This window comes from Streptococcus tangpeifui, assembly GCF_011038795.1.
Lineage (GTDB): Bacteria > Bacillota > Bacilli > Lactobacillales > Streptococcaceae > Streptococcus > Streptococcus tangpeifui.
This window is the reverse complement of the sequence record NZ_JAAKDU010000002.1, coordinates 112800-139554: the sequence shown is the minus strand read 5'-3', so window position 1 is coordinate 139554 and position 26755 is coordinate 112800. Positions and strand designations below refer to the sequence as shown.

18 protein-coding genes and 3 pseudogenes are annotated in these 26755 nt (G+C 41.2%); 5 read left to right on the top strand and 16 right to left on the bottom strand.

Features of this window, described 5'->3' with window-relative positions; translation table 11 throughout:
• Positions 1–1266 precede the first annotated feature (1266 nt).
• The 8 genes and pseudogenes from G7Y32_RS10355 to G7Y32_RS02310 form a co-directional block, all read right to left on the bottom strand.
• Positions 1267–1419, bottom strand: a complete 153-nt coding sequence (locus G7Y32_RS10355) for a hypothetical protein (protein WP_241154193.1) — start codon at positions 1417–1419, stop codon at positions 1267–1269.
• A 128-nt stretch (positions 1420–1547) separates the two neighbouring features.
• The gene (locus G7Y32_RS02340) at positions 1548–1751 is read right to left on the bottom strand and encodes a hypothetical protein (RefSeq protein WP_165210093.1); all 204 of its coding nucleotides are present in this window, start codon (positions 1749–1751) and stop codon (positions 1548–1550) included.
• Positions 1752–2703: 952 nt separating this feature from the next.
• Positions 2704–2942: pseudogene (locus G7Y32_RS02335) on the bottom strand (hypothetical protein).
• A gap of 849 nt (positions 2943–3791) precedes the next feature.
• The gene (locus G7Y32_RS02330) at positions 3792–4154 is read right to left on the bottom strand and encodes a hypothetical protein (protein ID WP_165210090.1); all 363 of its coding nucleotides are present in this window, start codon (positions 4152–4154) and stop codon (positions 3792–3794) included.
• Positions 4155–4191: 37 nt separating this feature from the next.
• Positions 4192–4344 (bottom strand): hypothetical protein, encoded by a 153-nt coding sequence (locus G7Y32_RS02325; RefSeq protein WP_165210087.1) that lies wholly within the window; start codon positions 4342–4344, stop codon positions 4192–4194.
• A 426-nt stretch (positions 4345–4770) separates the two neighbouring features.
• Complete coding sequence (locus G7Y32_RS02320; protein WP_165209825.1) at positions 4771–4926, bottom strand: hypothetical protein; 156 nt, start codon at positions 4924–4926, stop codon at positions 4771–4773.
• Positions 4927–5697: 771 nt separating this feature from the next.
• Positions 5698–5931, bottom strand: coding sequence for a hypothetical protein (locus tag G7Y32_RS02315; RefSeq protein WP_165209822.1), 234 nt, complete (start codon positions 5929–5931; stop codon positions 5698–5700).
• A 96-nt stretch (positions 5932–6027) separates the two neighbouring features.
• On the bottom strand, positions 6028–6270 hold the full coding sequence (locus tag G7Y32_RS02310; RefSeq protein ID WP_165209819.1) for a hypothetical protein: 243 nt from the start codon (positions 6268–6270) through the stop codon (positions 6028–6030).
• Between the two features lie 254 nt (positions 6271–6524).
• Between G7Y32_RS02310 and G7Y32_RS02305 the strand changes: the two genes are divergently transcribed.
• Both G7Y32_RS02305 and G7Y32_RS02300 read left to right on the top strand, forming a co-directional pair.
• The gene (locus G7Y32_RS02305) at positions 6525–7523 is read left to right on the top strand and encodes a GIY-YIG nuclease family protein (RefSeq protein WP_165210084.1); all 999 of its coding nucleotides are present in this window, start codon (positions 6525–6527) and stop codon (positions 7521–7523) included.
• Positions 7524–8200: 677 nt separating this feature from the next.
• Positions 8201–10165: a KxYKxGKxW signal peptide domain-containing protein gene (locus G7Y32_RS02300; protein ID WP_165210081.1), complete on the top strand. Its 1965-nt coding sequence runs from the start codon at positions 8201–8203 to the stop codon at positions 10163–10165.
• 685 nt (positions 10166–10850) lie between these two features.
• On the opposite strand, the gene G7Y32_RS02295 is transcribed toward G7Y32_RS02300, so the two are convergent.
• Positions 10851–11732, bottom strand: coding sequence for a LysR family transcriptional regulator (locus G7Y32_RS02295; RefSeq protein WP_165210078.1), 882 nt, complete (start codon positions 11730–11732; stop codon positions 10851–10853).
• 154 nt (positions 11733–11886) lie between these two features.
• Here G7Y32_RS02295 and G7Y32_RS02290 point away from each other — a divergent pair, with 154 nt between their 5' ends.
• Together G7Y32_RS02290 and G7Y32_RS02285 are read left to right on the top strand one after the other, a co-directional pair.
• Positions 11887–13509 (top strand): malolactic enzyme, encoded by a 1623-nt coding sequence (locus G7Y32_RS02290; protein ID WP_165210075.1) that lies wholly within the window; start codon positions 11887–11889, stop codon positions 13507–13509.
• A gap of 21 nt (positions 13510–13530) precedes the next feature.
• Positions 13531–14802: a 2-hydroxycarboxylate transporter family protein gene (locus G7Y32_RS02285; protein WP_165210072.1), complete on the top strand. Its 1272-nt coding sequence runs from the start codon at positions 13531–13533 to the stop codon at positions 14800–14802.
• A gap of 105 nt (positions 14803–14907) precedes the next feature.
• On the opposite strand, the gene G7Y32_RS02280 is transcribed toward G7Y32_RS02285, so the two are convergent.
• The 4 genes and pseudogenes from G7Y32_RS02280 to G7Y32_RS02265 form a co-directional block, all read right to left on the bottom strand.
• Positions 14908–16299: a sensor histidine kinase gene (locus G7Y32_RS02280; protein WP_165210069.1), complete on the bottom strand. Its 1392-nt coding sequence runs from the start codon at positions 16297–16299 to the stop codon at positions 14908–14910.
• On the bottom strand, positions 16281–16949 hold the full coding sequence (locus tag G7Y32_RS02275; protein ID WP_165210066.1) for a response regulator transcription factor: 669 nt from the start codon (positions 16947–16949) through the stop codon (positions 16281–16283). The genes G7Y32_RS02280 and G7Y32_RS02275 overlap by 19 nt, the downstream gene beginning before the upstream one ends.
• Before the next feature lie 38 nt (positions 16950–16987).
• On the bottom strand, positions 16988–17827 hold the full coding sequence (locus tag G7Y32_RS02270) for a TraX family protein (protein ID WP_165210063.1): 840 nt from the start codon (positions 17825–17827) through the stop codon (positions 16988–16990).
• 42 nt (positions 17828–17869) lie between these two features.
• Positions 17870–18229 (bottom strand): annotated as a pseudogene (locus tag G7Y32_RS02265) (ABC-2 family transporter permease); the annotation flags it as partial.
• A 173-nt stretch (positions 18230–18402) separates the two neighbouring features.
• Between G7Y32_RS02265 and G7Y32_RS10350 the strand changes: the two are divergent.
• Positions 18403–18696, top strand: a pseudogene (locus G7Y32_RS10350) (transposase); the annotation flags it as partial.
• A 51-nt stretch (positions 18697–18747) separates the two neighbouring features.
• Here the strand turns inward: G7Y32_RS10350 and G7Y32_RS02255 are convergent.
• The 3 genes from G7Y32_RS02255 to G7Y32_RS02240 all read right to left on the bottom strand — a co-directional run bounded on the left by G7Y32_RS02255 (position 18748) and on the right by G7Y32_RS02240 (position 26667).
• Positions 18748–18999, bottom strand: coding sequence for a hypothetical protein (locus G7Y32_RS02255; protein WP_165210543.1), 252 nt, complete (start codon positions 18997–18999; stop codon positions 18748–18750).
• Positions 19000–20067: 1068 nt separating this feature from the next.
• Positions 20068–21627: a degradosome RNA helicase CshA gene (gene cshA, locus G7Y32_RS02245; protein WP_165210057.1), complete on the bottom strand. Its 1560-nt coding sequence runs from the start codon at positions 21625–21627 to the stop codon at positions 20068–20070.
• Between the two features lie 318 nt (positions 21628–21945).
• Positions 21946–26667, bottom strand: a complete 4722-nt coding sequence (locus G7Y32_RS02240) for an antigen I/II family LPXTG-anchored adhesin (RefSeq protein WP_165210054.1) — start codon at positions 26665–26667, stop codon at positions 21946–21948.
• Positions 26668–26755: the final 88 nt, after the last annotated feature.

Here is a 26755-nt window from a genome sequence, read left to right as displayed (position 1 = left end):
ACCTTAGATACAGTCCTATTTGTCCCATAAACTTTATACTAGGATTCGATATTTCCTGATATTTGATATTATATAGAACAGTTCTGATGTCGTATCAGCTGTTGAAGGCCGTATATAGTGTGAAAGCGATCATGACTACACAAAGCACTATAAAAAGTCCCCATATCACTAATCAAACCTTTGGATTTTTACTATAGGATGACATCATTACAAGTGCGAAGAAAGCTATAATACCAAAAATGTATAGTTTATCCCACATCAGCATCACTATCCATATTTCCAGCCATGGTAAGCACCGGCCGCTAATTTTTCTAAGACTCCTGCAGGCGACAAAACCTCAGGACGTTTTTTGATATTTGTTGGCATGGTAACTCCTATAATCAAGCGTTCCTTGGAAAAGAAAAACTTGATTCAATTTTTGAGCTCCCTTATTTTAAAGCAAATCTCTCTAAAAATCAAGAAAGCGCAGGTACTAGAACAGCAATAAAACAAGGGACATTCATCAAAAAAGAAACCTCGTTTTGACTAGATTCCCTAAGTCATTGTCACTCCTCCAAATATAGTTTCAGACTATCAACTATAACATTAGCCTAAGACCAAAACAGTTCATAAAGAGCCAACAAAACTGTTATCAACAAGACCGATGTAGAAGATAAGGCTTTGAGTTTCTGGTTTTTAGAAAAACTTATAAAAATCGTATCTAAAATAACCAAGGTTATCCAAAGGCTAAAAATAATCACATATTTCATAACTAATTAGTCAAACAATCTCCTGCTTTGTATCCTAAAACTGCACCACTTACTCCCTCAGTAACACCACCTGCAATAGCTCCGAAAGTCTTCATTCCTATTCCTTCGCTATTTTAATAACTCTAAAATAAGACAAAATTCTTCTTGCTTTGAATAGTAAAACAACCTGGCAGCTGTTCATTTTAACTTGTCGCCTAAAAACTTAAGAAAGACAACACGAGAGAGCTATGATCCTCTCTCGTATCTAACTTATTCGACACCTATTACAGTTGACAAAGAGTCAAAAGGATGGACTTCATAACTATTTTATAAAGTACAAAATTATTGACGTTAGTTATCTGAACCCTTTACTGCAAAAAAGGTAAGAAGATTGACAGCCATAATTACGATAAAAGATAAAACTGCAAACAGTTTACTATAGGACCAAAAAGTCACCGCCCATATTATAGCTACTACTAGAAATAGGAATAGCGTATACCATCTTCTAAACTTAGTATTAAATAACATATCAGTTCCCCTAGTTATTCTTCGAATGCATAATATGCAGCGGCACCAGCCATACAAAGAGCCACTCCCCATAAAGAGCTGCTCCGACAGGAATAGCAGCAGTCATTGCTCCAAGTGCACCCCCATTCACCAAGAAGATATGAAGCTGCAAATCCAAGTCCATTTATCCCTCCTTCAACGATGGAAAGGTTGTCCTCATTTACTGTTTTAAAATCATCAAATGCCACTGAATCTAATGTTAGTGTATTCACTATAAATCTTGTCAATTGTACTACTTAAGCTTTATTAAAATTATTTTTTTGTGAATAAGTATTGTAGTATCTTACGAGCATCTTTACCATATCTTAACAACATATACAAGGTGAAAACTAGCCCAATAAGGGAAATTAAAATTTTTACTTTCTCATTTGTTATTATTTTACGTAGAAAAAATATAATGACTATAGTACTCGCATACAAGCCACACATCACGATAGCATTACTGGGATTTTTCATAATAACTCCATTAAATCAATCTGTATATCATTTGCGTACCATTAGAAAATTTAAAATGCTTTTGAGTACATTGTCTTAGTATCCCTATTTTAAGATAGTGGAATCAATAATGGACTATGTTTGGGTAAATATTTAAAACTTAGCCAACAGCACCAACTGCTCCGACAAGACTCGCAACAAAGCTCATGCTATAAGCCTAGCTATAGTACCAATCACTTCTTGAAATGTGGATAAAGCCGATGTGACTAAGGCAACTACTATAAAAATAATAATCATTATCAAAAGCCCCCGACACCATGATAGATGTGGGGAAAGATTAGTACAGACTACTTTTTCTTAAACAATTGAAAATGTATAGAATAATGATTGTTCTTTATTTTTTATCATTGTGCTCTTCAGCGCGTTTTTCTGAATAAAATTCATAGATACTTAATGCCACGATAATAGGACAAAGAAACAACGACCAAACATTGAGGTATTTCCATAGTATCATGGGAAAAAGTACGGACAACCCTAATCCTGAAAATAATCTGAGTATTCTTCCAGACCTATTCATATTTTATTACCAATAATCCAATCTGCATTATTATAGCAATATCCTGCCGTAAGCTCCATATTGATAGCGATAACTCCTTATTGCTAAGGCTGCTGCAAAAGTACAGGCTGTCACATTCCGCAGTCAAACGATCCAGCTCCTAACATCCTTGAATCATTATCAAAAGAACCCCAACACCATGATGGAGGCGGGGAAATCCAAGTGTGGACTACTTTTTTCTAAAAAGTTGAAAAAACCTTATTGAGTAAATGATTATTATACTTAAAACCGCTAATGCCAGTAAGATAAACACAAATTTTCCAAAATGCTTATTTGGCGAACAAACAGCAACAAGGGCTAATAAAACGATTAAATAGATCAGGAAATTTTCTTTTAAAAAATTTTTCATAACAATAATTAAAGCTGTGAACCAGCAATACCACAGGTAGTTCCTACTACCATTCCCTCACCAACACCGCCAAGAACAGCACCTACAACACTTCCAGCTCCTGGTTCTACAGCTGTACCGGCTATTAAACCTTTACCCGCACTGTCAATTACTCCACCTGCAAAGCCTATCGCAGCTCTCAAGCATTAAATTCACCGCCAATTTCTACAAGATTTTCTTCAAAATCACTAAATGCGATAGAATTCATGTCTACCTCCAATTTTGCTTACGGAAGATTATATATAGAACTGTACCATATCCTATAAATATAATAAACTCTATGATAGACCTCAGTTTAGAATACTCCCAATTTAGGTATAAAAATATCCCACAGAGTATCAAATAACTTACATAACAAAGCAGGAGAACTAAATTACGCATAAGCTAATTACCCGATAAATATTGATATCCATCATAAATAAAATTAGCAGTTGGAACTGTAAATAAAACTGATGGAAGAGCTGGGAGCTTTAGTTGCGGATTGAGAAACAGGACTGGATCTAAAGTAGCGTCTGACAGCCTTTAAAATAATATTAATAGATATGACAAGCGCTATAATTAAAATAATATAAGTGACTTGTTCTTGTTTCATCAAATTCCTTCCAAAGATACGGCGTGCAAAGTAGGAGTGGCTAGGCACCTTATTAACTGTGAAACTTCTTTTCGTCCGAAGTTTCTTCGTGTCGCCAAGCCGTTTACGACTCAAAGAATTTTAGGACTTGAGCTTGGGGTAAAAGTTCCAAGTTTGATTCTGTTGTGCAGTACTAAACGATTGACGCAGTGGTTGGGAATAAGACTTGTTGGCTAGGGCTAGAAGTCTTACCCCCTGCATAGTTTATTAGGTTCTTTAGCACCAAAACTTCTGGGACGGTTCATCTAATTCACAAAGTCGTAGGTGAGTTCATTTTTTTCTTACATTAGGGGGTTAGAAAAAGCCCCCGACACCATGATGGAGGTGGGGAAACTTTTGTTAGAGCATAGTTAATGAACTTTTATATCTGTAGTAAGTTCTTCAGCTTTTTAACTGAAAAGAACTGTAACTAAAGACCAAAAGATATCAATCAATGTTTTTATTTATCTTTATCCACCTGATGATTCCAGCAATCAGAAGCACTGTTATTAAACCAATAGCTGTTAATCCTACTATAATAGCCAACATGTCCGAGACGACACCAAGTCTATATAATAACCGCATAATTGAAACTGCTGTAAGTATGATTAACAATGAAATTTCAAGCCTAATCTGAGAGGCAGTTTTATGGTCAACAATTCTTAAAAAGCTAGGAAGCAACACTAAAGTAATAATAATCAAAAATAGATTAGAAAATATTTTTTCTTCACTATTGAACGGCCAAATCATTAATAAATTAGCGATAACGTTCAGAGATGAAAATAAAATCAATGACCATCTTTTTGTCATTATCTATACCTCTTCCAAATGGAAATAGCCAAATAATTTATTCTCCATATGTTGCTGCACCGTAACCTATCATTGCTCCTGCAACGGCAGATGTAGCTAAATAAGCACAAGCAACTCCCCAACCAACTGGACCAGTAAGCGAAAGAAATGCCATCGTTGCACCACCTGCAATAGCTCCGAAAGTATCCATTCCTATTCCTTCGCCATTTTAATAACTCTAAATTAAGACAAAATTCTTCTTGTTTTGAATAGTAAAACGACCCGGCAGCTGTTCATTTTAACTTACCACCTAAAAACTTAAGAAAGACAATACGAGAGAGCTACGATCCTCTCTCGTGTTTAACTTATTCGACACCTATTACAGTTGACAAAGAGTCAAAAGGATGGACTTCATAACTAATTTATAAAGTACAAAATTATTGACGTTAGTTATTTGAACCTTTTACTCCAAAAAAGGCAAGAAGATTAACAGCCGTAATTACGATAAAAGATAAAGCTGCAAACAGTTTACTATAGGACCAAAAGGTCATCGTCCATATTATAGCTACTACTAGAAATAGGAATAGCGTATACCATCTTCTAAACTTAGTATTAAACAACATATCAGTTCCCCTAGTTATTCTTCGAATGCATAATATGCAGCGGCACCAACCATACAAACAGCTGCCCCCGTATAAAGAGCTGCTCCAACAGGAGTAGCAGTTATTGCTCCAAGTGCAAAACCCCAGTTCACCAAGATATGAAGTTGCAGCTCCAAGTCCATTAAATTCACCTTCTAAATTTGCTAGCATATCTTCTTTTTCAAAATTTCTGTAACCAAGAGATGAGCTATCTTATCTAAAATTCTACTACTTACTGAAAAAAAGAAAATAGACTATTACGAAGATAGAAGCTAAGATATTAACAAAAAAAGCAATTATTTTAGCGAGTTTTAAAAGAATCTCAGTTTTTATTACCAATAATCCAATCTGCATTATTATAGCAGTATCCTGTCGTAAGCCCCATATTAATAGCGATAACTCCTATTGCTAAGGCTGCTAGTACATGCTGTCACATTCCGCATTCAAATGATCCAGCTCCTAACGACTCTGAATCATTATCAAAAGAGCCCAGACGCCATGATGGAGACGGGGGAGTAGCATAAAAATTTACTGAATTTTGATATCATGATTTTAGCTTTTTTATCATGATAGATTGTAAAATAAAGTGCAACAAAAAAACTGAAGACATTGCAACTATGATTAATGCAAATATCACTGTTGCCACTATTCTTTGACTTGATCAGATAAATACAAAATCAACGATAGCAATTATGAACCAAGATAGTAATTTTATAACTCTTCTCATTTTATATTTTTAATCATTTTTTGACAAAAGTAGGAAGACATTGGTAACCATCAATGCTAGAAATAAAATGATCGAAAAAAACTTTGAAATAGGCCATAAAAGGAAAGTTAGAGCAAATGTACTCACTGTTAAAGCCAGTAACCTTGCAATCTTTTCTTGAGTACTCTTCTTTTCCAACAAAATTGCTCACCTCTTATTATTCTTGAGAGTAGGCATACTCAGCAGCCATCGCCAGCCCTTGTGCTCCTAGGTATAGCCAACCAACAGGAGTCCCAGCTGCTAAACAGGCTGCAGCACCAAATCCTAATGAAGTAGCCGCTGCAGTTAGTACTCCTACTGTATTGCCACCTCCTGAAAAAGAGGCCATAAAGTCTGCGTCTGCGATTTCGAAGTCATCAAAAGCTACTGTGTCTAATGTTGTTATATTCATAATAAAATTTTCTCCTTATAATTAATCACTTTCTATAATTAGGCATATTTATATCTCACTACTAGTATTTAGAATTTCATAATCCCAGCTAAATTTTTAATCTTTGTTCAAATAATATATTTCTAAACCAGTTGATACTCCTTGAGCAGTTAATAACATTAAAGTTGCTGGAACACTGACTGGTGCTGCAGTGAGAGCCATAGCACCGAAGCCAATTGAAGTGGCAGCACTCAACAACGCATTACCCCACTCAGCACCACCATCTACATTTGAGAGAAAGTTTCCATCCACCACCTCAAAATTATCAAAAGCCATTGAATCTAAACTCATTGTATTCATAAAAAAATTCTCCTTTTTTAAAAATTACGTGGCTATTTTAACGCTTAAAATTTACTTATGCAAGGAAAATCAGAGTGATTTTGTAATTTTTAACACAAATAGTAATCGTTTGAAAATAAATAACAATCTTTCTGATAATTATAACTTTACTTCTTCTGAAAGGTTAAGTTAATTTTGCTATTTTCACAAGACGATCACTGACCTACGACAAGACCTACTATTTTTCATTCCTAAATCATGCTATAATGATTTCCATGACGAAGAAAAATCTGCTTAAGGGAGAGCGCATCGATCAGCTCTTTTCTACTGATGTTAAAATTATCCAAAACAAGGAAGTTTTCAGCTACTCTGTCGACAGTGTCTTGCTGTCACGCTTTCCAAAGTTTCCTTCTAAAGGATTGATTGTTGATCTCTGCAGTGGCAACGGCGCCGTCGGTCTCTTTGCCTCAACCCAGACTAAGGCCAAAATCCTAGAAATTGAACTCCAAGAGCGACTAGCTGATATGGGACAGCGCTCGATTGAGCTCAATGGCTTAACTGAGCAGGTCACCATGATTAATGATGACCTGAAAAATCTCATGGATCATGCTCCTCGCTCCAAAGTCGATCTTATCCTCTGTAATCCTCCTTATTTCAAGGCAACCGAAACCTCCAAGAAAAATGCCAGTCAGCACTATCTTCTAGCCCGTCACGAGATTACAACTGACCTTGAAGAAGTTTGCCAAATTAGCCAGCAGGCACTTAAAACCAAGGGGCGGTTGGCAATGGTGCATCGGCCGGAACGTTTTTTAGAAATTATCGATACAATGAGACGCTACAAACTGGCTCCCAAACGGATCCAATTTGTCTACCCCAAGGCTAATAAGGAAGCTAATATGCTTTTGATTGAAGCTATTAAAGACGGCTCTATCGATGGTATGAAGTTCCTACCGCCACTCATTGTCCATAAAGGTAATGGCGACTACACTGACGAGATTCATGATATCTATTTTGGTAAGAATCACAAAGCTTATATGTATGTCCTTGAATGCGCGGATGGCAGCCTCTACACCGGCTATACAACCGACTTAGACAAACGCTTAGCCAAACATAATGCTGGTAAAGGTGCCAAGTATACTAAGGCACGTCTCCCTGTTAAACTTATCTACTCGGAAACTTTCAATCACAAAAATGCCGCTATGAGTGCTGAGGCTAAATTTAAAAATAAAACCCGTCAGCAAAAGCTAGCTTACATCAAAGAACATGAAAGATAAGGGAAGTAACTCATTGCCACCTAAAAATAATAATACCGAGGCTAAAGGTTAGGACAACAATTCTGCCTTTTTTCTATCATTTGTCAAGCCTATCAAGAGTTTAGACAAGAACTATTTTTAAGACAGTAGTCACTTTAAGGCTATTGTCTTTTTTTATGATTTAATGGCTCGAAACAGTATACAAAAGCAACACTTTATTTTGTCATTTTTGTCTTGTTCTAGATTTACCATGTTGACGCGGTGGTTGGGAGTAAGACTTGTCGGCTAGGCCACCCACAGTCCAATGGACCGTTGCTGATTGTTTTTCTGTAACTGACGCTTCTTAGTTTTTAAGCGTCCTCTTTCAGCAATCCACTGGACTGTTGAAGTACTACACAAGTAGTAACGCCTAACCTAAATGAATGTGATGAACGGATGAATACCGTTCATCTTATTTCTAACCTCAAAAAGTCTTCAGATCTTTTGAACTGGACGGAAATGAACGATGAAATTAAGTTCTTCGAATTACGGCTGTCTGTCCTGCTCTCTTGTTATCCGTCAAAATCAACTATTCTATACTAAACAATAACTTAAACCATTGTAAAAAGAGTCGGGAAATGTTAATATTGTTTGAAGTTAAGGGTTATTTTTTAAATAATTTTTAACCAGTCAAATTATCACTTTTTAAGGAGAGTCAAATGGAAAGAAAATTGCATTACAAACTCCACAAGGTCAAAAAACAGTGGGTAACTATTGCTGTATCCAGTGCTAGTTTGTTAACTGGTATTGGTCTATTAGCAGTAACTGAAGGGCGAGTCTCTGCCGATGAAGTAGCTGCTGCAGCCGAGCAAGTCACCACCCCAAACCCTGTACAGGGTACAACACCCCCTGCTACTGAAACCGTCTCAATAGCTAATGCAACTAAGGCGCCAGCTGCTGCAGAGCATCAAAATACTGCGGTTGTATCATCACCATTAGCAACATCTGAGCCTGTCCAAGCTGACACTACTGTTGCTCCTGTAGAGGAAACTGTTGAGCAACAGCCTGCTCTATCAGAAAATTTTGAATCAACCGCCCCTCAAGCTCAGACTTCATCGGATCTGCAAGTAGCAGCTGAGGCTGACAAAGCAGCTGCAATTGGATTCCACTCTGATGACCAAGGCAATTGGTATTATGCTGATCAAAACGGTCAAAATGTTACAGGACTTAAAGATATCGACGGTGCTCCTCATTACTTCTACGAGGACGGGAAGCAAGCCAAAGGCGTTGATGTTCAAATTAATGATAAAACCTATTATTTCGACCAAGATACCGGTCACATGTGGACAAATCGTTTCCGACTGGCTGAGGTGATTAGTTTCCCTCGACGAAGTCCAGAAGACAAGTGGGTTTATTATGGTGCTGATGGTGCTCGTGTCACTGGTAAACAAATCATCGATGGCAATGAGTATTACTTCTCAAGCACTGGTCAGGAGTATAAGGGTAAGATTCTCCGTAATGAGGATGATACGATTAGCTATTATGATAAAGACACCGGTATCAAGGTCAAAAATGGCTGGGGATATGCCAACTTTAATTATGCCCCAGTAGGACCCAGCCTTACCTACACCATGTACTTTGATGCTGATGGTAAGGCTGTGAAAGGCTTCCAAGAAATTGACGGTAAACTCTATCATTTCACGGAAAATGGCTACCTTACCGTTAGAAATGTTTATAGACCTACTTCAGCTACCACTAGTTCTTACGACTCTCTACCGCTAGTCTCTGTTTATAACGGTAAGGCTTACACCCCTGATAAACATGGCATTTTGACTGAAAACACAGAAGTCAAAAACCAATGGGTAGAGCAAGATGGTCAGACTTACTATGTGGATGCTGATGGTAAATTAGCTTCTGGTCTTCAAGAAATCGATGGAAAGACCTACTATTTTGGTACTGTTAAAGAATGGCAGTATAATGCCCCAGCGAAAGTAACAGGCAGCGACAATGCTATGTACCATGGTGAGGTCTGGTTTGAAGCAAATGGTCAACCTCATTACCATATCCCAACAAATAAGTATGATAACCATGATAATAGCTACCGTCTTTATTTCGGTAAAGATGGTAGTGCCGTTAGCAATCAATTTATCCAAGTAGGCGACGTTTACAAATACTTTGGTAAAGACGGAAAGGCTCTTACTGGCTTGCAAACCATCGGTGGAAAAACTTACTATTTCACCGAAGATGGTAGTCAAGTCAAAGGTAAAATGATTTCTACGCTCAAGGGAGAGCGTTATTACCTTGATGCTGACAGTGGCGAAACTAAGACAAACTCCGATATTACTATTGATGGGGTAACCTATCACTTTGATCAAAATGGCCTTGGTACCGTAACAAACTATCCTGCAAAATCAAATCAACTGGTCTTCTACCGCCTTTATGCTCCATCTGGTAGGGTCTATAGCCATACACCTGAAAAAGCTTACTACAAAAATCCATCAGCAACTACCTTTACCAGTGATTTTTATTACTTCGATGACAGTGGTAAGGCCGTAACGAATCGCTTCGTAGAAGTGGACGGAAACACTTATTACTTTGGTGCTGATGGTAGAGGGGTAACTGGCAATCAAACGATCAATGGTCAGGAGTATGTCTTTAATCCTGATGGTACTCTGGCTAATTAACCGATTGTCATAACCGATAAGTTCACACAGATTACATCTATAAATAAAAGATACTGGGCAAATTTGTCCAGTATTTTTGTTTTGGAATAAACTCTTGATGCAGAGGCAAGACTTCTTGGCGTAGCCAACAAGCCATACTCCTGCACCGTTCATTAGGTACTTTAGAACCAATAACCCACTGCTGACAGATTTTCCTTTTACCGTAAGGCCAAAGCAGAAAAACTAAGAGAGTGGGACAAACAACCATGATAGCTTAGCCCTCACCCACAAAGTATTGTAATCTCTGAAGTTTTCGTATAAGAAATCAGTATTTCGAAGAAATTGATTTTCCTTGCTTTCTTAGTTTAAGGTTCAAGTAGAAATCCTCAACTGAAGGTTTCTATCCCACCTCTGCACAGTTGATCTTAGTTCTCTCAAACAGTCTCCCAGACTGCTTGATCTATCACATGCAAGGCAAGGGGTAAGGAACTCTTAATCCACCACTGCGTCAATTGTTTATTACTGCCAAAAGAATCAAGTTTAGGACTCTATTTCCAACCTCAAAAGATCCCCTGACCCTTTGAACTGTACGGGAAGTGGAGTGAAACGGTCTAGGGAGAAACTGTTTCAAATCACTACCTTGAAACTAGGGCATGGTGAGAACCAAAATTTTCAATTTTCAGGTTGTTCATCCCCCTTTTACACTCTACTTAATTTTTCCTAGGAGCTCAATCAGATGCTCAATCAATGGAGGTAAAACTGTACTTTTTGAGTAGGCATAGCTGACATGAAAACTGACATTATCATCATCGGTAAGAGGAATTTTGACCAAGCCTTCCAATTCTGAAAAGAGGAGAAAATCGGTCAGTAGAGTAATGCCAAGATTTTCTCCAACCATCTGTCCGATAATAGAAATCTCACTCAATTTCAAGAAGATATTAGCGCGCTGCCGGTATTTGTCATTCAGATAATTAAAGGCTTCTAAGTGCGTATGGCCTTCATCCAAGATAAGAAAGGGTTCATTTAATACTTCACCAAAGGAGACCGACCGCTTTTTAGCTAGGGGATGTTTTTCAGATACGACAATATAAAAGGGACGTTGATAAAGTTCCTTCGTTATTAATTTAGGATGATCTAAAGGGTGCAGACTGCCGATAAAGCTGAAATCCAAGTCACCAGCCACCAACTGCTGGAGCAGGTCGACAGAGCCGCCGCCCACCATTTGCAGGCTAGACATAAAACTGAGATCTGCTCCTTTGTGGATAAGCTGTGATAAGATTCGTGCCCTGATAATCGGCGGAAATCCGACCTTGACTTCTTGACGATTGGCGCGGTCTATCTCTTTTTGTGAAATAGTCAGTTCCGCTAAAATGGCCTCAATATGCCTAGCTAGAATCTCCCCTTGATGGGTTAAAACGACTGAGCGATGAGAAGTATCTTTAATAAAAAGCTCACAGGCAAACTGATGTTCTAAACGCTTGATAGCATAGGTAATAGTGGGTTGACTGACCTTAAAAGACTGGGCAACCGCTGTAAATGAATTTAGTCTCGATAACTCTTGAAAATATTCTAAATCCCTGATATTCATACAGAACCTCCCTTGTATCGTCATCATTGTATCACAAAAACCGGTCTTATAAATAAAATTTATGATAAGGCAGACAGTTGACTATAAGAAGACGGCAAACCTATAATAAGGTCGCTCTTTGCGAGTAATACAACTTATTATAGAGGAGAATAAGATGAAAGCACATGATATTTTAAACAACCCCTTTTTAAATAAAGGAACAGCCTTCACTATGGAAGAACGTAAGGAACACGGTCTGATTGGTCTCTTGCCACCTTATGTGCAAACCATTGAAGAACAGGCAGATCAAGCTTATCAGCACTATCTGCAAAAGCCATCAGATTTGGAAAAACGCCTCTTCTTGATGGAAATTTTCAACACCAATCGCACCCTCTTTTACTACTTGTTTAATCAGCATATCGTAGAGTTTAATCCTATCGTTTACGATCCCACAATTGCAGATACAATTGAACATTACAGTCAACTATTTGTAGATCCTCAGTACGCGGCCTACCTTGATATTAACCATCCAGAAAATATCGAAGAAACCTTGAAAAATGCGGCTGGTGACCGTGATATTCGCTTGATTGTGGCAACAGATGCTGAAGGAATCCTTGGTATCGGTGACTGGGGCGTCCAAGGGGTAGATATCTCTGTCGGTAAATTGATGGTCTATACAGCCGCTGCTGGTATTGACCCATCATCTGTAATGCCCTTGGTTATCGACGCTGGTACCAACCGCCAAGAACTTTTGGACGACCCAATGTACCTCGGTAACCGTCATGAACGGGTCCATGGCCAACAATATGATAAATTTATCGACCAATTTGTTCAAACCGCAGAAAAACTTTTCCCTAAACTCTACCTTCACTGGGAAGATTTCGGGCGCTCAACTGCGGCTGACATCTTGAACCGCTACAAGAATGATATTCCAACTTTCAATGATGATATTCAAGGTACTGGTATTGTTGTTCTCGGCGGTATCTTCGGTGCCCTTGATATCACTGGCGAAAAACTCACTGACCAAATCTACCTTTGCTACGGTGGTGGTTCTGCTGGTGCTGGTATCGCTTCTCGAGTTCATGCTGAAATGGTCAGCGAAGGATTGTCAGAAGAGGAAGCCTACAAGCATTTCTTCATGATCGACCAACAAGGGCTTCTCTTCGATGATATGGAAGACTTGACACCTGCCCAAAAACCATTTGCTAAGAAACGTGCGGACTTTGAAAATGCTGGGGATATGACTAACCTCCTTAATGTGATTAAGGTTGTTAAGCCAACTATTTTGGTTGGTACTTCTACAGATGCTGGTGCCTTCACTGAAGATGTCGTCAAGGCTATGTGTGACAATACTGAACGCCCAGTCATCTTCCCAATCTCTAACCCTACTAAGAAATTAGAAGCTACTGCTGAGCAAGTCATTCAATGGTCAGATGGTAAAGCCTTCGTAGCAACAGGTGTTCCTTCTGGTACGGTTACTTATAAAGGGGTTGATTATCAAATCGGTCAAGCCAATAATGCCCTTATCTATCCAGGTCTCGGACTTGGTATGCTAGCCTCAGAAGCCAAGCTTTTGACAGATGAAATGATCGGAGCTGCTGCTCACTCACTCAGTGGTTTGGTCGATCCTGGTCAGCCAGGAGCACCTGTCCTTCCACCATTTAAGTATGTAGCTGACGTTTCTATTAAGGTAGCTGAAGCCGTTGCCCAAAAAGCTCAAGAACAGGGCTTGGCCCAAGCAAAGGAAACTGATATGGCTAAGGCTGTCCGTGACCTCAAATGGTATCCAGAATACTAATGTCGGAGGCTTTCAGCAATCATGAATAAACTGAATACGATCAAAATTTCTGGTGTTGGTCTCCCCTTGTATGTAGTCTTGGTGCTCATCTTAGCTGTCACTATCTGGATGGGGAAACTCCCACTCAACATGTTGGGGATTACCTTTATGTTGGTTCTTCTAGGCCATCTCTTCTATTGGATTGGTCAAAAAACACCTTTCTTTAATACTTATCTAGGTGGAGGTTCGGTCATGACCCTCTTGCTGGCGGCCCTGCTTAACAGTTTAAGAATTATGCCCAAAACTGTTGTACAAGCGACTGCGGCATTTATGCAAGATTGGGGATTTCTGGATTTCTATATCGCCGCTTTAATTTGTGGTGCTATCCTTGGGATGAACCGCAACCTCTTGGTTAGGGCTTCGGCTCGTTTCATTCCCATCTCACTTGCTACTATGGTCATTGGTTTCTTTGCTACTGGTGGTATGGGAGTTTTGCTTGGACAAGGCTTTAGCCATTCTGTCCTCTATATTTCTATGGCACAGATGGCAGGAGGGATGGGGGCTGGTATCGTCCCATTATCTAAAATCTATGCCAGCCAACTTCATGTCCCAGCAGGTGATATTCTCAATCATCTAGCACCTGCGACAACCCTTGGTAACCTCTTTGCTATTATCGGTGCTATCTTTATCGCCAAGGCCTTTGCCAAGACAAAATACAATGGTCATGGTGTCCTTATCGAAGTTAATAAGGAAGAACTGGAAAGACCACACTTAACCCTCGATGCTACCAAGATCGGTGTCGGACTGATGTTTGCATTTGGCCTCTTTCTCATCGGGGTTATCCTCAATGCTTTTGTACCAAAAATTCACAGTTATGCCTTTATGATTATTATTGTATTTATCCTGAAAGCAACTGATACTGTACCCAAAGCACTTCAAGACTGTGTTGTTATGTTCAACCAAGTCGTCATGACCAACTTGACTCACGCTGTTTTAGCTGGTATCGGTTTGGCTATGATGGATCTATCTAAACTAGCACAAGCTATGACCTGGCAATTCCTTATCCTCAGCTTGACATCAGTTGTTGCTATGGGGCTTGCCAGCTGGTTCCTTGGTAAGATTTTCGGACTATTTCCAGTTGAAACAGCCATCGGAGCTGGTATGATTAACAACTCAATGGGAGGCACAGGCAATATCGCCGTCCTCTCGGCTGCTGACCGTATGGAAATGATTGCTTTTGCCCAAATGGCCAACCGGCTCGGCGGGGCTATCATCCTTATCCTAGGTGGTATTCTAATTCAACTGTTTAGTTAAAAATACAATCTTGACTACCTGCTTTACGGGTGTTTATTTTCCTCCACTTATCGAAGCGAGGCGGGTTGAAGTCACATAAAAAACAAGTTTGGGATCAAAAGTGTCTCAAACTTGTTTTTTTATAATAGGTAAGGTGATCGTGACCTGGCCGCCGCCTTGCCTAGCATTTGACACTTCCAGACTTCCGCCGTGCAGGCGGACAATATTATCCGCAACAGCCAAGCCCAATCCTTGGTGATACTGGCTTTTATTCCTGCTGGTATTAGAAGTATAAAAAGGCATTTTAGCCGATTCCAAGGCATTTTGACTAAACCCTGAACCACTGTCAGTGATGCACAATAAAAGCTGACTATCCTGCAATTCATAGGTCAAGCTGACCACACTTCCTGTTGGTGAATATTCCATAGCATTGCTTATAACATTTATGAGAGCTCGCTTAAGAAGAGTCTGATCCCAGTTGACTTGGATATCGGGCAGACTAGATAGAACCTGCGGTTCCCAAGTGACCTTTTTAGCCAGAGATAACCCCTTAGCATCCTTGTCCAAGTCATCCAAAAAGGCTTTAAGAGATATCAGATTCGGTGTGTAGTCTTGTCGTTTCTGACTTTTAGTCAATTGGTTGAGCGCTTGCACATAGTCATCCAGCAACTGAGCATTGCGCTTAGTATAGGCCAAAAATTCAGACTGCTGATCCGTCAGATTTGTCATTTCTAATAAATCCGTATTGCCCTTGATGACAGTCAAGGGCGTCTTGATATCGTGCGTTAAGGCAGCTATCTGGTTCTGCTTTTCCTGCTCCAATTGCCAGCTGCGCATTAGGGAATCTCGCAAACTAGTGCGCAATCTGTCCAAACTCTGGATAATTTGGTCGAACTCCCTGATTCTAGTCTTCGGTAAAGAAAATTCTAACTCCTCCTCTTGAATCTTATCTGTCATCCTTATAATAGGCTCCAACTGACGCTTGACATAACGGCCAAAGAAAAGGCTGATCAAGACAAAATAGAGCAAGAGCCCTAAGCTAAACAAACCAATAATAACCGTGCTCAGACGGGGCAAATGCTGCTCTAACCAAGGATCACGATAACGCTGCCTGAGTTGATAACTGACAATAAGATGGCTGCCGTCAGGCCTCCTAAAGGTTTTGAAATACCCATAGTGACCATGGTCAAGACGGTAAGAATCTTGAGATGACGTCGCCGCCTTCTTCAATGAAGAGCTCATATTAGTTTGTAGTTCCTGTCCACCTTTATCTACGAGCAGATAGCTAGTCCCTTGTGGAAGATTGGATAGCTTAAAATGCGAATCTGTCTCAATTGATCTTGTTAAGCTTATCAACTCGTTTTCTGTCTGATTAGCTGGCAAGATAAATCCGGTTCTAAAAGCCACTACCAAACCAATGTAAGCTATAATCCCTATTCCTACTATTCCCAGCACAACACTCATGAAATAAGTCATGAAAATACTGGTCAAGGACTGGTTTAATTTTTTGTTTGCCATTTGTAACCAATTCCCCAAACTGTTTCAATGGGCTCTGCTCCAGCCATCCGAAATTTTGCTCGAATATTTTTAATATGCTCGGCAATGGCCGCAGGTGCCCCGCGTTCTTCAAATCCATAGAGATAGTCATAAAGCTGCTCTTTAGAGAAAACCTGACCGCGGTGTTTGGCCAAATGCTCACAAATTTCGTACTCTGATTTCGTCAAAGCAAGTACTTGATTACTAATAGAAATTTCTTTGGCAGACAGATCAAACCGAATATTTCCTAAAACTAGACTGGTATGATGTTCACGCCTTTCCCGGCGTAAGTGGGCATTAACACGCGCTAAAAGCTCTTGGATACCAAAGGGTTTAACTAGATAATCATCCGCTCCGTAACTAAGGCCCGTGACAATATCTGCTTCTTGTGCTTTCGCCGTCAGAAAAATAATGGGACAGTCTACCAAAGGACGAATCTCCTGACAAAAACTAAGCCCATCTACATCAGGCATCATAATGTCTAGTAAAATTAAATCATAATCTGTTAACTTTGAACGGTCAACCTGTTCAGCACTGGTAAAAGTCTCTACCAGATATCTCTGCAACTCTAAGGTATTTTTTATCAAAGTCAGAATATCTGCCTCGTCATCAATTACCAAAATGCGTGTCATCTTTTTTCCTTTTTCTATTATTTGTAACTCCTATCATATCATCCGTAAAGCAAGACTGACAAGCCGTAGAGCAAGTAAATATGCAGCGGATAGAAAATATAAAAGAGATGTTTACTACCCTTGCCTCGTTGCCCATTGTACATAAGCATGAGCGGAGCTGCAAAGATTTCCATCCACTCAAAATAAAGAAATAAAAATGTGTGAAGCGTCAACGGAGCACCTACAAGGAAACCACGACCTAAATTAACTATTAGAGACACAATGACAAAGGCAAGAACTTCCCTTTTGAGTGTTTTTCTGCAGAGATACATGGCAATGCCTACAATCAAAGTCTCTGTTCCACCATCCATAATGGAAAAATGCAGCGGCAAGATTGTGAAATTGAATAAGTTAATAACGAACATGCCCAGTTGATTACCAGAACCCATAAAAATACGGTAGAAAGGCATGAAAAGAAAGGGCAGAAGAATCGGAAAAAGAAGGGTCGGAATGCCTCGAAGGTACTTCTTCTCCTCAATCCAAGCAATACCCTGCAAAGCAACCAACAAAATGGCAAAGGAGGACAGCATCATATTCTGCGGAAAGAAGCCATCTCCCCGTACCAAAGGGTGCAGCACATTAGAAAAGCCAAACTGGATAGCTCCCATAGCAATAGCCAAACCGTAAATCTTCAGGAAGTATTTCTTGCGGTCATGCGTATGGATAAACCCTTCAATAATCGCAAATAAGAATAAAGGCGCTGATAATCTCCCTAGCTGACTGAACCACAGGGGGATCTTTCCTGTATAGTCAAAAAAGTAGTGAATATGGTCTAGCAGCATGAGCACCAAGGCGATGTATTTGAGCTGAAAGCCTGTCAGCTTTTTAAGTTTTTCCATAAATAAGTCAATTTCCTTTCGTTAGTAAATCAATAGGCAATCCTACTCCCCATCATTTCTTCCTTGCCATCTGTCAAACCAAAGAAGACTGAGAAATAAACCAAGCAAGGTCATTGGAAAGGCCACTTCCAGCCAGAGAAGAAGCTGCTGGGCAAAAATAGGATTTTGATCTGGGTATTGCAGCATATTAAACCAAGTCACCATCAACCGTGCTGGCCAAGCACAAGGCACAAATTGCCAAATGCCATCACCTAAGCCTGTTAGAAGCAAGGCTGAAACTAGGACTTCAAAAATCCCTAAGCCAATCGTTGCACCACTGCCAAATAAAAAAGCGATTAACAAATGAAGCAAATACAAGATAACTGTTGATGTCAATAAAAACAGTCCCACATAGCTATAAAAGCAAGATAAGGAGAGATTGAAGCAACCCTTTTTCAATACAGTTTTTAACGACGCTTTTACCTCGGATTCCATCGCCTATATTAGTTATAAAGTAAAAATTTAAGGACTTTATCAGGAAAAATATTTTTATTTCCAAATCTTATAAAAACCTCCTATGCTCCAGCACAATTTTTATTAATTATGCAAATAAAACTGCTTTGAGCATCTTTATACGCTACAAAGGCTACAATATCACCAATGCCATGGAAATGCCTTATTCTAACGCTAAGTTAGAAACAACCAACAAACTTATCAAAGACATTAAGCGCAATGCTTTTGGGTATCAGAACTTTGACAACTTTAAAAAATGCATTTTCCTCTCTTTGAACAACAGTAAAACGATCTGGGAAAGGATCGTTTTAGCTGGTCTCCTAAAAATTCAAAAGAAACAAAAAGAGAAGACAAAATTTGTCTCCTCTCGCACTTAGCTATAAGTCACCCGCTACAGTTGACAATAAGCCTTTATACATGAATATCGTTTACTGGCTACGACTAAGGGTGAATTCTCCATGGTAGCCGGCTTCCTTGGACATGTTATCGGCTGTGAAATCTTGATCTGGTTGGACCTGCCAGAAGACAGGCTTAATGGTATCACCATTGACAGATACTCCATAGCCAAACTTGACTTGGCCACCAGTGCCACCGAGTTCAGCGCCCGGTAACAAGTAGTGAGCCTGATCCGCAGGACTGATATCTTGGTAGAGATATAGGCCAGGTGAAATTTCTTTCAAACTGCCAACTGTAAAACTGAGAGCAGTTTGGTCAATCGTCACATCAATCTGGCCATTTTCCTGAAAGGTCATAGTAACGGCATAATTGCTGACAGGAGTCTGACCCTGCCAGGTGCCGACTAGGTCACCGGAAATAATCTGGTCCGAAGATTGAGTATCTGTCTTTCCATTGCTAGCAGAACCTGTAGAACTTGAAACTGACTGATTCTTACTATCGGATTTCTTGGAAAGATGACTAGATGATTGGGCAGTTTTGACTTCCTTAGCTGTCTGATCACTTCTTCCCTTTTGGCCAGTAAAGATAGAAACGGCCAAAGCTATTAGAACAAGACCCACTAGGCCAGCAATCCACTTCCAGAGACTTTTCCTTTCTCTAGGATGGTGTCTATCTTGACGACTTGGCATGAAAACCACCTCCTTCTTTTTGACTAAGGCATCTATCCTTGAGAGTTTATAACTTCCTTACGCTTATATTATATTCATTTGCAGATAATTATGAAAGCCTTTTCTTTATTCTTTGTTAAATTTAATTTTTCTTAAAATTAGTTATCTTTTGAAAGAAAAAAGGAGTCTGGGACAAAAGTCCAGACTCGTTAGCATTGTTCTAGATTTACTATATTGACGCAGTGGTTGGGAGTAAGACTTGTTGGCTATGCCAAGAAGTCTTACCCCTGCACAGTTCATTAGGTGCTTTAGTACCAATGAACCACTGCTGATTGGCAGTCCTTATCCCTTTCGTAGCAAGGAGTAGCGGTCAACCTAATCAATTGTGCGGAGGTGGGTTAAAAAGCTCTGGTAGAGCTTTTTAATCGGGAAATAAAGCTTGCAAAGCAAGTGTCAAAATGCTCCAGCGGACTTTGGCAGTCTGGGGATAGACTGCCAAAGCCTGCCACCTAAAAACACGAGAGTGGCAGAGCTCTGAGCATTAAAATGGGAGAGCGAAGAAAATCAAAATCGTGATTTTATCACGATTTACTGATTTCTTATACGTAATCTTCAGAGATTACAATGCTTTGTGGGTGAGGGCTAAGCTATCATGGCAATTTGTCCCACTCTCTTCTTTACTTATTAGCGGTCACCCTTATTGCGGATAACGAAACCATTCTTCTTCTCGCTGGATGTCCGATGCGGCCGTTTGTTATCTTTTTTATCAAAGTCTTTAAAGTTTTTATTAGACTTGCGTTTAAATTCACGACGGCCATTGCCAGCGTTGTCACGGCGATAACGATCGCGACTGCCGCGGCGGTTGTTATTACCACGACTGCCTTTTCCATGATTAGATCCCGAAGGTTTAAATGGCAGCGGTCTTTCACGGCTGATTTCTACCTCTGGCATGGTTTCTGGATCTTGTACTGTTAAGGACAAGATATAAAGAGCCAGTTCTTCTGGTGAAAATTCAGCAGCCAGCTTTACTGCATCTCCTTTGAATTTATCAAAGTTAGAGCGAATGCTTTCATCGGCAAAATCACGCTCAATTTTTTTGAGGGCAACCTGTTTCTTAGCCTGAAAGGCTTCGTCAGCAGTCGCTGGTTTAAGACCTTTCATACGCTTTTTAGTCAGATTTTCAATGATAGAAAGGTAACCCATTTCATTAGGTGAGACAAAAGTGATGGATTGACCTGATTTACCTGCACGGCCAGTTCGCCCGATGCGGTGGACATAGCTCTCGGGATCTTGCGGAATATCGTAGTTGTAGACATGAGTCACTCCTGAAATATCGAGTCCACGTGCAGCTACATCGGTCGCTACTAGGATATCTAGATTATCATTTTTAAAGTCGCGGATGACTCGCAAACGCTTGTTTTGATCCAAATCTCCATGGATACCTTCTGCCCGGTAGCCTCGCAGTTTGAGACCGCGAGTCAATTCATCTACCCGCCGTTTAGTCCGACCAAAGACAATAGATAGTTCAGGCTGTTCGACATCAATCAGACGGGTCATAGTATCAAATTTTTCCCGCTCTTTAACACGAACATAGAACTGCTCAACCATATCGCTGGTTAGTTCCTTAGCTGCGATTCTGACATGCTCGGGATCTTTCATAAACTTCACACCAATACGTTTAATCGCATCCGGCATGGTAGCCGAGAAGAGTAGAGTTTGGCGTTCGTTCGGCACATGGCTGATGATAGCTTCAATGTCTTCCAAAAAGCCCATATTGAGCATTTCATCAGCTTCGTCAAGAATTAGGGTCTCAACTGTATTGAGCTTAAGGGCGCGACGTTTGATCAAGTCCAGCAAACGCCCTGGCGTACCAACTACGATATGAGCACCTGAACGCAGGGCTTTAATTTGCTTTTCAATGCTGGAACCACCGTAAACCGAGCGAACCTTGACGCCCTTTTCACGGCCAAAACGGAAGAGCTCTTCCTGACTTTGAACAGCCAATTCCCGTGTTGGCGCAATGACTAAAGCTTGAATGACATTATTGGCAGTATCAATCTTATTTAAGGTTGGCAGGCCGAAAGCGGCTGTTTTACCAGTCCCTGTCTGCGCTTGGCCGATAACATCTTTGCCTTCAAGAGCTAGGGGAATAGTCATCTCCTGAATGGGAGAGGGTTCAACAAAACCTGCTTTTTCAACAGCCTGCAGAATATTTTCTGCTAAGTTTAATTCTGTAAATTTCAATGGTATTCTTCTTTCTAAAAGGCAGTGCGAGGCTGCCTTATAAAGCCTATAATCGTGTGCAATTGTGCAACTTATTTAGTATAACACGTTATGAGTGAAAATGGTAGCTTAATCTTTTAATTTAGCATTATTTTTAACATGGTTAATTCCCAGAATAAGTCCTAGCTTGTTGTAAAAACAGACATTAGTCTACGAACATAAAAATAAACACAAGCAAGTCCAAAATGGCAGACGCCAAAAGTAAGACTTACTTGTGTTTTTACTTAAGATATAGAAGATTTCTAACAGAGTTTATTACTAAAAGCTCTTCCAATTCTTTTAGTCTTCTTGTTTTTTACTGCGTTGACTGCCTAGTAAACCAAGACCAGCCAGAATCGCACTCACGCCTAAGAGCGGCAGATAAGCACTGTCCTTGCTGCCAGTCTGCGGCAGAAGGCTGGCTTTTGCTGGCTGCGCTGTCGCGTCCTCAAAGTGATAGGTCACGGTTAGCGGCATCCGGTCATGATTAGGCGCTGGCGGCGTAGAATCGGCTGGATCCTCCGGCGTCGTTGTCTTAACCGTATTGGAACTGTAAGTTACACCGTTAATCGTATTGATATAGGTGTTCTCAAAGGTGCCAACAGCTATCCGTTTCATCTGAATATAGCTTTCAGCTTGGAAACTAGAGTTCAGCGAAACCGAACGCAAGAAGGCTTCCTGGAATCTGATGACAATGAGACCATCGGCTTCATTGACGTCTGCCGTCGTATGACCGGTCACATCCGTTCCCGCTGCGATTACAGTCCCATCATTAAGGGTGATGTCAGACTTGGCATAGACCTTATACTGTCCGGTATACTGATCCCCTGTTTGGTCATAGTCATCATAGAAGTTATACTCAAACAGCTCATCGGAGCGATTGCCCGGAATAATGCCGCCGATCAGACGGTAATTAAAGACTTGGTTGAGCGCTACGGTCTGACCGTCGATGTTGCTGGTGTCGGCTGGATCTAGGGTCAAGGTGACATCCTTCTTAGGATCCACCTTAGGCACGTTATTGACCACAATATTGGATTCATAGCCATTGCCAAAATCAATTTGGTAGGCCTTGTTCTCATAAGAACCGCCGGTCTTACCCATCTCGGCTTTAACGGTCATTGGAGTGACAATAGTCAGATTAATTCCTTTAACCACATAGGCTTCATAGAAGGCTTGCGGATCATCCGCTGTGAAGAGCTGGAAGGCGCCTTTTGGTGTGATAGCAGCCGCTTGGAGCATGGTCCGAACGTCCTCTGGGGCAGCGTCAAGACTGGTATAATCAGTGACACTGATCCCTTCAACAGCCTTTCCGCTAGCGTCGACGATTCTAACGAGAGTTGGATTCAAGTTCAGCGCTTCTTCTGGGTAATCATCCAAGTAGAAGAAGCCTTTTTGGATGGTATCTGGGGAAGACTTATCCCCCTTGTATTGATCCAGATCCCATGTCAATTCGTAGTAATTGACCGTTCCGGCTAGGACGGTTTTGTCATCAATGACAACCCCTTTGTCATTTTTATTGACCTTATGCGGTTTGATGTAGTTGTTTCCTGGATTATCAGGGTCTTCTGGTTTACCTGGGGTGGTTACCCGAACGATATTGGATTTAACCCCATAAGCGTCATTCACTGTTAGGGTGAAGTTATTCTTGTAGACAGCCCCGTCGTTCATGACCTGACCGACAATGGTTGGGACTGGGGCGGTGATGCCCTTGGTGAAGTCCCGATTGAGCAGATCCAGTGTTTCAGCTGTGGCCGTAAAGGTCACCGTATGCGTCGCTTGATCATAGGTAACATCAAAGTCTGGGCTGGCCACCTTGGTCGCTTCCAGATTGAACTGATAGCCACTTGGAAGAGGGTCGACCAAGACGAAGGAGGTGGTTTCCTCACGGTTGGCCGGCAACTCAGCCGTTCTCAGTTGGAACTTGACCACTGACTGCTTAGCGACCAAGGTCTGGTTGATATCGACTCCTATGTTATTGGTGATTGCCTTGTTAACCTGAGGCTGGATAGCGTATCTTGCATAGTGGTAACGAACCGTTGGAACAGCGGGTGCTCCAGGGAAACGCTGTAGGATTGGCGGCGTCGGTGGCGTTGGCTCCGGTTCATAGTTAGGTTCCTGCGGTTTATTTGGCTCCGGCTGATCCGGTGTACGGGTCGGCGGTGTTGGCTCTGGATCGTACTTGGGTTCTACCGGGGCTGGTTCAGATGGCTTTTCTACTTCGTAGTTAGGCTCTTGTGGTTTATTTGGCTCCGGCTGATCCGGTGTACGAGTCGGCGGTGTTGGCTCTGGATCGTACTTGGGTTCCACCGGTGCTGGCTCTGATGGCTTTTCTACTTCGTAGTTAGGCTCTTGTGGTTTATTAGGTTCTGGCTGATCCGGCGTACGAGTCGGCGGCGTTGGCTCTGGATCGTACTTGGGTTCTACCGGTGCTGGCTCTAAGTCCTTTTCGACTTCATACTTAGGTTCTTCTGGCTTGGTAGGTTCTACTGGTGGTTCTGGATTTTCCTTGGTCACTTTAGGCACATTTACCGCACGAATTCTACCATTGAGAGAATACCAAATATTTGGCCGTTTACCTTCCGCATTGTCTTTACCTGGAACAATCGGCATTTCAGAAAGCGGCATAACATTTGTTGCCGAAGTGGCACCTAGGGTAATGCTGTTATTTGGGCCGGACATCCTGATAGCCCCTGCACCATACCAAGAATTTGGTGCATCGGATGAATCCCAACCTGAGTTTGGCTGACTATTCTTATACATAGTCCAACGGGCACCACCTTCACCCTGTTTAAAGTTAAGCGTGTCCGTAGCATAAATCTGACCGTTTTTCTCACCGATAGATGAACCGGCAATCTTAACGAAGGTACCAGTATAGTCCTTAGCCATCTCGATAGAGTTATGCTCACGGTTTAATGATGCTACCGATAAAAGCGCATTATCAAAGTCAATCGGATTGCCATCTTCATCGTAGAAGGTGAATTCATTTTTAATAAAGATAGATGTATCTTTTTCTGTATTTCCAGTGAAAGCAGACGCAAATACCCCTAGAGTTGGATCGGTAAAGATCCCCAGCCAGACCTTACCTTCTGGATTCTGGAATTTTGAATCTGGATCAACAGTATACTTAAAGACAATCTTGGAAATCTTTTTACCATTGTAGTAAGAGTTTTCTAAATTTGTATAAGTAGCTGTAGCACTTTGTCCGCGTTCTAAAAGGACAGAAGCCCACTTAGCTTCACCTGTGTTACTTACAGTTGTCGTCCAATCTGACTTATCGCCAATATTACCAAAGAGCTCCATTGAAGAAGAGACATCATCAGCTTGTTGTAAATTACTGATGTCCAAATCATCCATCTGAAGTACTTTCTGATCATACTTAGCTTTTGAAGTGCTCTTGCTAAAAGCATCATCCATAGCTGATGCTTTTAAAAACTGACCTTCGGTTGTCAACGCCAATTGAGCATTTGGTTCAAGGTCATAGACCAAGCTTTGGGCAGATGGTTCTGTCAAGTTACCATCTTCGTTCTTATGCTTCTCAAGTTCTTCCAGAGCTTTTTTAATTCGCTCTTGTTCCTCTTCGTATTCCCGTTTTTTGATAGGATACTCAGCCAAGTCCTTTTGATATTTGGCTAAGTCCTTTTCATATTTAGCTAATTTGGCTTCATAGTCAGCCTTAGCGTCAGCATTGCGCTGTTTAATAGCAGCGTTTTCCGCTGCAATCTCAGCATTCTTAGCTTGGTTGTCCTTAACAGCTTGGTCATAGGCTGCCTTGGCATCCGCATTAGCCTTTTGAACACGGGCTAATTCCGTTTCATAAGCCTGTTTCTTGGCTTGGTAATCCGCTTCATTATCCTTGTTACCCTGTTGGATAGCGGCCAAGTCAGATTCATATTGTTTGACAGCAGCGTCATATTTGGTTTTAGCATCCGCATTGCGCTGTTTGATGGCGGCGTTTTCCGCTGCAATCTCAGCATTCTTAGCCTTGTTGTCCTTAACAGCTTGGTCATAGGCTGCCTTGGCATCCGCATTAGCCTTTTGAACACGGGCTAATTCCGTTTCATAAGCCTGTTTCTTGGCTTGGTAATCCGCTTCATTATCCTTGTTACCCTGTTGGATAGCGGCCAAATCGGCTTCATATTGTTTGACAGCAGCATCATATTTGGCCTTGGCATCGGCATTGCGCTGCTTGATGGCGGCGTTTTCCGCTGCAATCTCAGCATTCTTAGCGTTATTGTCCTTTACAGCTTGCTCATAGGCTGCCTTGGCATCCCCGTTGGCCTTCCGAACCCGTTCTAATTCAGCTTGGTAGGCCGCAAGCGCAGCCTGATAAGCGGTTTCATTATTTTTATTTGTGTTTTGAATGGCTTCCAGGTCTTTTTGGTATTGCGCTAATTTTGCTTCATAGTCAGCTTTGGCAGCAGCATTAGCAGCATTAATCCGCTCAACTTCTTCCTGATGGGCAGCCAAATCTTTATCATATTGCTCTACAGCGGCCTTGTTTTCTGCATCTATACGCTCAACTTCCGCCTTGTGCTTAGCAATGTCTTCTTTATAAGAGTTGACGGTTGTCTTAATTTCTTCTACTTGCTGGGCATAATCCGCATCGATCTCTGCCTGCTTAGCAGCTGCTTGATCTGAGGTCTGAACGGTCCCTGCGTCTACATCAGCCTCTTCTTGAACCGTCACACCGGCTTGATAGGCTTCCTTAACCGCCTGCTCCAACTCTGGTGACGGAGCCTCTACAACCAACTTCTCCCCATTGTTCTGGCCGGCTTGAGCCTGACTCTGGCTGGCTTGGTCGCTGGCTGGGCCTTGGGCTTCCGGCAGATTAGTCGCTGGATTGCCTGTTTCTGTCCCGACAACCTTCGTGTCAACACCGCTTGTCGATGTTGTTTCCGATACTTCCTCGGCTGCTGCTCTATAGCCTGTCAGTGACACCAGTGCTGTGGCTCCCAACACAGCACCGCATAGAGACTTCACAACCTTACTTTTTCGAAAACCGTAAACTTGTTTTGCTTTCATTGTTTTCTCCCAATATTTTTCTAAGCAAATAATATTGCCTAGAATATTGTAACATAATTCCCTTGATTAAGAAATATTATTGTCTTGC

What these genes read in the sequence shown, in the direction of transcription:
- G7Y32_RS10355 (WP_241154193.1), bottom strand. Translation starts at nt 1,419, where the DNA reads ATGGACTTGGATTTGCAGCTTCATATCTTCTTGGTGAATGGGGGTGCA.
- G7Y32_RS02340 (WP_165210093.1), bottom strand. Translation starts at nt 1,751, where the DNA reads ATGAAAAATCCCAGTAATGCTATCGTGATGTGTGGCTTGTATGCGAGT.
- G7Y32_RS02330 (WP_165210090.1), bottom strand. Translation starts at nt 4,154, where the DNA reads ATGACAAAAAGATGGTCATTGATTTTATTTTCATCTCTGAACGTTATC.
- G7Y32_RS02325 (WP_165210087.1), bottom strand. Translation starts at nt 4,344, where the DNA reads ATGGATACTTTCGGAGCTATTGCAGGTGGTGCAACGATGGCATTTCTT.
- G7Y32_RS02315 (WP_165209822.1), bottom strand. Translation starts at nt 5,931, where the DNA reads ATGAATATAACAACATTAGACACAGTAGCTTTTGATGACTTCGAAATC.
- G7Y32_RS02310 (WP_165209819.1), bottom strand. Translation starts at nt 6,270, where the DNA reads ATGAATACAATGAGTTTAGATTCAATGGCTTTTGATAATTTTGAGGTG.
- G7Y32_RS02305 (WP_165210084.1), top strand. Translation starts at nt 6,525, where the DNA reads ATGACGAAGAAAAATCTGCTTAAGGGAGAGCGCATCGATCAGCTCTTT.
- G7Y32_RS02300 (WP_165210081.1), top strand. Translation starts at nt 8,201, where the DNA reads ATGGAAAGAAAATTGCATTACAAACTCCACAAGGTCAAAAAACAGTGG.
- G7Y32_RS02295 (WP_165210078.1), bottom strand. Translation starts at nt 11,732, where the DNA reads ATGAATATCAGGGATTTAGAATATTTTCAAGAGTTATCGAGACTAAAT.
- G7Y32_RS02290 (WP_165210075.1), top strand. Translation starts at nt 11,887, where the DNA reads ATGAAAGCACATGATATTTTAAACAACCCCTTTTTAAATAAAGGAACA.
- G7Y32_RS02285 (WP_165210072.1), top strand. Translation starts at nt 13,531, where the DNA reads ATGAATAAACTGAATACGATCAAAATTTCTGGTGTTGGTCTCCCCTTG.
- G7Y32_RS02280 (WP_165210069.1), bottom strand. Translation starts at nt 16,299, where the DNA reads ATGGCAAACAAAAAATTAAACCAGTCCTTGACCAGTATTTTCATGACT.
- G7Y32_RS02275 (WP_165210066.1), bottom strand. Translation starts at nt 16,949, where the DNA reads ATGACACGCATTTTGGTAATTGATGACGAGGCAGATATTCTGACTTTG.
- G7Y32_RS02270 (WP_165210063.1), bottom strand. Translation starts at nt 17,827, where the DNA reads ATGGAAAAACTTAAAAAGCTGACAGGCTTTCAGCTCAAATACATCGCC.
- G7Y32_RS02240 (WP_165210054.1), bottom strand. Translation starts at nt 26,667, where the DNA reads ATGAAAGCAAAACAAGTTTACGGTTTTCGAAAAAGTAAGGTTGTGAAG.